The sequence below is a fragment of the Leifsonia sp. 22587 genome (assembly GCF_052044215.1).
Lineage (GTDB): Bacteria > Actinomycetota > Actinomycetes > Actinomycetales > Microbacteriaceae > Leifsonia > Leifsonia shinshuensis_C.
In genome coordinates, this window is record NZ_JBQENB010000002.1 from 350,879 (window position 1) to 357,638 (window position 6,760).

Annotated in this window: 5 protein-coding genes and 1 tRNA gene; 4 read left to right on the plus strand and 2 right to left on the minus strand. The window is 68.8% G+C overall.

Translation table 11 applies throughout. The features are described from left to right. Window positions 1–343 precede the first annotated feature (343 nt). Window positions 344–2,293: an acetate--CoA ligase gene (acs, locus tag ACTJI1_RS09645; protein WP_440742452.1), complete on the plus strand. Its 1,950-nt coding sequence runs from the start codon at window positions 344–346 to the stop codon at window positions 2,291–2,293. Between the two features lie 64 nt (window positions 2,294–2,357). Here the strand turns inward: acs and ACTJI1_RS09650 are convergent, their stop codons facing one another. Both ACTJI1_RS09650 and ACTJI1_RS09655 read right to left on the minus strand, forming a co-directional pair. Then, entirely contained in the window at window positions 2,358–2,828 is a 471-nt protein-coding gene (locus tag ACTJI1_RS09650; protein ID WP_440742453.1) for a RidA family protein, read from the minus strand. Continuing rightward, window positions 2,828–2,995 (minus strand): hypothetical protein, encoded by a 168-nt coding sequence (locus ACTJI1_RS09655; protein WP_310134432.1) that lies wholly within the window; start codon window positions 2,993–2,995, stop codon window positions 2,828–2,830. The genes ACTJI1_RS09650 and ACTJI1_RS09655 overlap by 1 nt, the downstream gene beginning before the upstream one ends. A 52-nt stretch (window positions 2,996–3,047) precedes the next feature. Between ACTJI1_RS09655 and ACTJI1_RS09660 the strand changes: the two genes are divergently transcribed. From ACTJI1_RS09660 to ACTJI1_RS09670, 3 genes are all read left to right on the plus strand, one after another. Further along, window positions 3,048–5,609: a transglycosylase domain-containing protein gene (locus ACTJI1_RS09660; protein WP_440742454.1), complete on the plus strand. Its 2,562-nt coding sequence runs from the start codon at window positions 3,048–3,050 to the stop codon at window positions 5,607–5,609. Beyond that, a complete protein-coding gene (locus ACTJI1_RS09665; RefSeq protein WP_440742455.1) occupies window positions 5,609–6,592 on the plus strand; it encodes a metallophosphoesterase in 984 nt (327 codons plus the stop codon). The genes ACTJI1_RS09660 and ACTJI1_RS09665 overlap by 1 nt, the downstream gene beginning before the upstream one ends. A gap of 72 nt (window positions 6,593–6,664) precedes the next feature. After that, window positions 6,665–6,738 (plus strand) — tRNA-Pro (locus ACTJI1_RS09670). Window positions 6,739–6,760: the final 22 nt, after the last annotated feature.

The window sequence follows — 6,760 nt, forward strand, 5'->3', positions numbered from 1 at the left end:
CGACGGTAAGAAGCCGGACCGCTCCGCCGGGCGTCACCCGTCCGATCCGTGGACAACAGCGTCCGGGGCGGATCGGTGGAGGAACGACCGGATCACGGCCGTCCCGCCGGTTAAAAAAGGGGGGCCGCACCTATTGGGGGGAACAGGTGCGGCCACTGCGGCGCAGGATTGGGGGGAATCGATTGCGCCGCACGCACGAATTTACATTCGGCCGGGCACCAGTTTACGCAGAATCGATGCAAACGCAAGTCTCCTGCAGGCGGCTCCCCGCCAGGTTGTAGAGTCAGGCAGTGTCGCGCCACGACCGTTTCGACCGCATCGCAAAGGAGCGAAGAGCCTCCCCATGAGCAACACCATCGACAACCTGCTCCACGAAGCCCGCCGATTCCCGCCGACCGAGGAGTTCGCCGCGCAGGCGATCGCCGATGCCGGCCTCTACGAGCGCGCTGCCGCGGACCGCCTGGGCTTCTGGGCGGACCAGTCGCGCGAACTCCTGCACTGGCACACCCCGTTCACGCGGACTCTGGACTGGAGCGAGCCGCCCTTCGCCAAGTGGTTCGACGACGGCGAGCTCAACGTCGCGTTCAACTGCCTCGACCGGCACGTGCTCGCGGGCAACGGCGACCGGGTCGCGATCCACTGGGAGGGCGAGCCGGGCGATACCCGCACCATCACCTACGCCGAGCTCACCGCGGAGGTGAAGAAGGCGGCCAACCTGCTGACCAGCCTCGGCATCCGCGCCGGCGACCGCGTCGCGATCTACCTGCCGATGATCCCCGAGGCCGTCGTGGCGATGCTCGCGGTCGCGCGTATCGGCGCCATCCACTCGGTCGTGTTCGGCGGCTTCAGTGCCGAGAGCCTGCGCTCGCGCATCGACGACGCCGAGGCGAAGCTGGTCATCACGGCGGACGGCGGCTGGCGCAAGGGCCGCGTCTTCCCTCTGAAGGACGCGGTGGATGCGGCGCTCACCGGCGACGCGACCAGCGTCGAGCACGTGCTCGTCGTGAAGCGCGGAGAGAACGAGGTCGCCTGGACCGAGGGCCGCGACCTCTGGTGGCACGACGAGCTCGCGCTGGTCGACGCCGACCACGTGGCCAAGGCGTTCGCCGCCGAGCAGCCGCTGTTCATCCTGTACACCTCCGGCACCACCGGCAAGCCGAAGGGCATCCTGCACACCTCCGGCGGCTACCTCACCCAGGCCGCCTTCACCCACAAGAACGTCTTCGACCTGCATCCCGAGTCGGACGTCTACTGGTGCAGCGCCGATGTGGGCTGGATCACCGGGCACACCTATGTCGTGTACGGGCCTCTCGCGAACGGTGCGACCCAGGTGATGTACGAGGGGACCCCCGAGACACCGCACCCCGGCCGCTGGTGGGAGCTGATCGAGAAGTACGGCGTCTCGATCTTCTACACCGCGCCCACGGCCATCCGGTCCTTCATGAAGCTCGGGCGCCAGCACCCGCAGAAGTTCGATCTCAGCAGCCTGCGCGTGCTCGGGTCGGTCGGCGAACCGATCAACCCGGAAGCGTGGATGTGGTACCGCGAGGTCATCGGCGGCGACACGACCCCGATCGTCGACACGTGGTGGCAGACGGAGACGGGCGCGATCATGATCTCGGGGCTCCCCGGCGTCACGACCCTGAAGCCCGGCAGCGCGCAGGTTCCGCTTCCCGGCATCTCCGTCGACATCCTCGATGAGGCGGGCACGCCCGTCGGCAAGGACCAGGGCGGTCTGCTGGTGGTCACCGAGCCGTGGCCGAGCATGCTCCGCGGCATCTGGGGCGACCCGGACCGCTTCCGCGAGACCTACTGGTCGAAGTTCGGCGACAAGTACTTCGCCGGCGACGGCGCACGGTACGACAAGGACGGCGACATCTGGCTGCTGGGCCGCGTCGACGACGTCATGAACGTCTCCGGTCACCGCCTCTCCACGGCGGAGATCGAGTCGGCGCTGGTGGCGCATCCGTTCACGGCGGAGGCCGCTGTCGTCGGGGCCGCCGACGAGACCACCGGCCAGGCCGTGGTCGCGTTCGTCATCATCAAGCAGAACCAGCTGGAGCAGGCCGAGGCGCTGGATGTGGCGGCCGAGCTGCGCAAGCACGTCGCCGAGCAGATCGGCGCGATCGCCCGGCCCCGCGACATCTTCATCGTCTCGGAGCTGCCGAAGACCCGGTCGGGAAAGATCATGCGGCGCCTGCTGCGCGACGTCGCCGAGGGCCGCGAGGTGGGCGACACGACGACGCTGGCGGACACCGCGGTGATGAGCTCGATCCAGGCCAAGCTGTCCTGAATCCGTCCGTACGACGAAGGGGCGGTGCCGTGCGGCACCGCCCCTTCGCGCATCCGGACCGGGTTCAGTCGACGGCGAGGATGAGCTCCACCTCGACCGGGGAGTCGAGCGGCAGAACCGCGACTCCCACGGCGGACCGTGCGTGGACGCCGGCGTCGCCGAAGATGTCGCCCAGCACTTCGGAGGCACCGTTGATGACACCGGGCTGGCCGGTGAACGCGGGGTCGGAGGCCACGAAGCCGACGACCTTGACCACGCGGCGCACGCGGTCGAGCGAGCCGAGCACGCTCTTCGCGGCGGCGAGCGCGTTGAGCGCGCAGGTGCGTGCGTACTCCTTGGCGTCCGCGGCGGGCACGAGGCCGTGGCCCTCGCCGACCTTTCCGGTCGCGGGGAGCGCCCCGGCCACCATCGGCAGCTGACCCGACGTGTAGACGTACTGCCCGTCGAGCACCGCCGGCGTGTAGGCGGCGACCGGCGGCACGACGGCGGGGAGCTCGATCCCGAGCTGCGCGAGACGCGCTTCGACGTCCGCCATCAGGCCTGCTCCTCGCCCTGCAGAGGCCGCTTGAGGTAGGCGACGAGGCCGCCCTCCGGACCGGTCACCACCTGCACCAGCTCCCATCCCTCGGACCCCCAGTTGTTCAGGATCGCGGCGGTGTTGTGGATCATCAGCGGGGTGGTCAGGTACTCCCAGCGCGGCATCGTGCTCCTCGTGTTGTGGGGTTTTCGCAGGTTCATCACCTAGCCTGATCCTATGTCTGCGCAAAAACCACAGGCTAGAGGTGTGCTCGGTGCCGCCGGTGCCTTCATCGGCATGAGCGTCGTGGCCGGTCTTCTGGTCACCGCCGCCGTCACGCCCGCGATCGCGGTCACGGGGATGGCCGCGAACAACAGCATCGGCGTCTTCGAGGGGCTTCCGGAGTACCTCAACGTCGACCAGCTGGCCCAGCCGACCACCATCTACGCCAAGAACGGCGACCAGGATGTTCCGCTGGCGACCTTCTACTCCCAGAACCGCCTCCCGGTGGCGTTCAACCAGATCTCGCAGGCCGCGAAGGATGCGGCGATCGCGGGTGAGGACCCCCGCTTCTACAGCCACGGCGGTGTCGACATCCAGGGCACCGTCCGCGGTGTGCTCTCCACGGTCGCCGGCGGCGGCGTGCAGGGCGGTTCCTCGATCACCCAGCAGTACGTGAAGAACGTGCTGCTGCAGAAGTGCGAGGCGCTCCCGGTCAAGACCAAGGAGCAGAAGACCAAGTACCAGGAGTGCGTCACCGACTCCACGGGCGTCTCCCCCGACCGCAAGGTCAAGGAGATGAAGTACGCGATCGGGATCGAGAAGAAGTACACCAAGGACCAGATCCTGGTCGGGTACCTCAACATCGCCGGATTCGGCGGAACGGTCTACGGCATCGAGGCCGCGGCCAAGTACTACTACAACACCACCGCCGCCGCGCTCACCCCCGCCCAGGCCGCCAGCCTGGTGGCGATCGTGAACGAGCCGACCAGCCTGAAGATCGACGACCCGGAGTCGAAGACCAATGGCGCCGCGAACGGCTACGCGAAGAACAAGGAGCGCCGCGACTACATCCTGGGCAAGATGTACCAGTACAAGCGGCTGACGAAGGCGCAGTACCAGGAAGCGGTCAAGACCCCGATCCAGCCGGTGATCACGCCGTCCGTGCGCGGTTGCCAGACCGCGGGCGGCTCCGCGTACTTCTGCGACTACGTCCAGAAGACCATCCTGAACGACCCGACCTTCGGCGCCGACGAGGACACCCGCGCATCCAACTTCAACCGCGGCGGGTACAAGATCTACACCAGCCTCGACCTGCAGCTGCAGCAGGTGGCGGAGTCGACCATCCAGTCGTATGTGCCGGCGTCGTACTCGCGGGCGGACATCGGCGGCGTGCTCACCGGCGTCCAGCCGGGCACGGGCCGCGTGCTGTACATGGCCCAGAACAAGAAGTACAGCCAGGACCCGGATGTGCTGAACACCAGCACGGACTTCTCCTCGGTCAACCTGGCCACCGACCAGAAGTACGGCGGCTCCGGCGGCTTCCAGGTCGGCTCGACCTACAAGGTCTTCACCCTCGCCGAGTGGCTCAAGCAGGGTCACTCGCTCAACGAGTCGGTGAACGCGAACATCCGCACCTACCGGTCGTTCAAGGACTCCTGCACCGGAGGCTGGGGCGGCACCTACACGCCGCAGAACGACTCGCCGGGTGAGACGGGCATCCGCAACGCCCAGAGCGCGACCACGCTCTCCATCAACACCGCCTTCATCTCGATGGCCAGCCAGCTGGACCTGTGCGAGATCAAGAAGGACGCGGAGGCGTTCGGAGTCCACACCGCCAAGGGCGAGCCGCTCGACACCAACCCGTCGGCCGTGCTCGGCACCAACTACATCGCACCGCTCACCATGGCGACCGCCTTCGCGGGCATCGCGAACAACGGCATGACCTGCACGCCGATCGTCATCGACAAGATCGTGGATGCGAGCGGCAAGGACGTGAAGCCGCCCGCGAGCACCTGCACCCAGTCCGTGGACCCCGCGGTGGCCAACACCATGGCGAAGGCCCTCAAGGGCCCGCTGCAGGGCGGCGGAACGGCCTCGGGCATGAACACGACCGGCAAGGACATGCTGGGCAAGACCGGTACCACCGAGTACAACGACCAGCTGTGGCTCGTCGCGGCGACCACCAAGGTCGCGGGCGCGTACTGGGTCGGCAACATCCAGGGCCACGTGGACTTCCGCAAGGTCTTCCCGACGCACGGCACCTCCCCCGCGAGCGCCCGCGTCTCGGTCATGCGCACCATGATGAGCGCCGCGGTCGGCAAGTACGGCGGGGACGACTTCCCCACCCCGCCGAGCAAGCTGACGCAGGGCATCCAGGTCGCCGTGCCGGACCTCACCGGCAAGTCGCCCGACGAGGCGAAGTCCATCCTGACCGGCCTGGGCCTCGACTCGGCCGACGGAGGACCGCAGGATTCGGTCGCCCCGGCCGGCACCATCGCGTCGACCAACCCGCCCGCCGGGTCGCAGGTCGGCAAGGGCAGCGTCATCACGCTCTTCACCAGCAACGGCAGCCTCGTCGCCGTGCCGAACGTCGTCGGGCAGAAGTTCTCCGACGCCGCCGCGGCGCTGCAGGCGGCCGGATTCACCGCCAAGAGCGCGGGTGGGAACAACCCCAACGGCATCGTGCAGGCACAGGACCCGGCCGCCGGGACGCCCGCGAAGCCGGGAACAGCGGTGACCCTCGCGCTGGCCGCCGCTGGACCGAGCGCCCCGCCGAGCCCGGGCGCCGGCGGCTAGTGGCCGGCCGAGCTCTGCGCCCCGCGGCGTCCGTCCTGGCCCTTCTGGCCGGCGCGGGCGCCGCGGCGTTCGCCTACGGATCCCTCGTCGAGCGCCGCGCGTACGTGCTGCGCGAGGTCAGCGTGCCGGTTCTGCCGGCCGGGGCTCAGCCCATCCGGGTGCTCCACCTCTCCGACCTGCACATGGCGCCGTGGCAGCGCGACAAGCAGGAGTGGATCCGCTCTCTGGCGCGTCTGAAGCCGGACCTGATCGTCGAGACCGGAGACGTGCTCGGTCACACCGACGGCCTCGAGGGCGTGCGTGCTGCCTACGCGGGCTTCCAGGGCATCCCGGGCGTCTTCGTGCACGGCTCGAACGACTACTTCGGCCCTCAGGCCAAGAATCCGTTGAAGTACCTGCTTGGACCCTCGAAGGCGCGCAAGGCTCCGACGGCGACGCGCCTCGACACCCCCGCCCTCACGGCGTTCTTCCGCGACTTGGGCTGGGTCGACCTGGACAACCGGGCCGCCGCGATGGAGGTGCGCGGCACGCACCTCGAGTTCTTCGGCGTGAACGACCCGCACATCCGGTACGACCGCGTGGAGGCCATCCCGGGCGCGCTCGACGAGCTGCGCGAGAACGATCCGTTCTCCGATGACAACACCTGGCCCGACCAGGGCCCGCGCTCGGAGCGCCAGGCGGTCACCATCGGGGTGACGCACTCCCCGTACCGCCGCGTGCTCGACGCGTTCGTGACCTACGGCGCCGCCATGATCTTCGCCGGGCACACGCACGGCGGTCAGGTCTGTCTGCCCGGCTTCGGCGCCCTGGTCACGAACTGCGACATCCCCCGCTCGCAGGCCAAAGGCTTGAGCGTGTGGCGTCACGCCTTCCGTTCCGCCTACCTGAACGTCTCGGCGGGGCTCGGCACCTCCATCTACGCGCCGGTGCGCTTCGCGTGCCGTCCTGAGGCGACGCTGATCACCCTCACCGCGGCTCCCTAGCCCGTGTGCGGCCGGGGCCGTGGTCATGAGCACCGCCCCGCTCGTGTATCCTGGATGAGGCCTTCGGGCCACCGGGGTGTGGCGCAGCTTGGTAGCGCGCTTCGTTCGGGACGAAGAGGCCGCAGGTTCAAATCCTGTCACCCCGACGCGGTCATGAAGAAGGGCCCC

Coding starts and splice junctions, on each gene's coding strand:
- ACTJI1_RS09650 (WP_440742453.1), bottom strand. CDS start 2,828: ATGGCGGACGTCGAAGCGCGTCTCGCGCAGCTCGGGATCGAGCTCCCC.
- ACTJI1_RS09655 (WP_310134432.1), bottom strand. CDS start 2,995: ATGCCGCGCTGGGAGTACCTGACCACCCCGCTGATGATCCACAACACC.
- acs (WP_440742452.1), top strand. CDS start 344: ATGAGCAACACCATCGACAACCTGCTCCACGAAGCCCGCCGATTCCCG.
- ACTJI1_RS09660 (WP_440742454.1), top strand. CDS start 3,048: ATGTCTGCGCAAAAACCACAGGCTAGAGGTGTGCTCGGTGCCGCCGGT.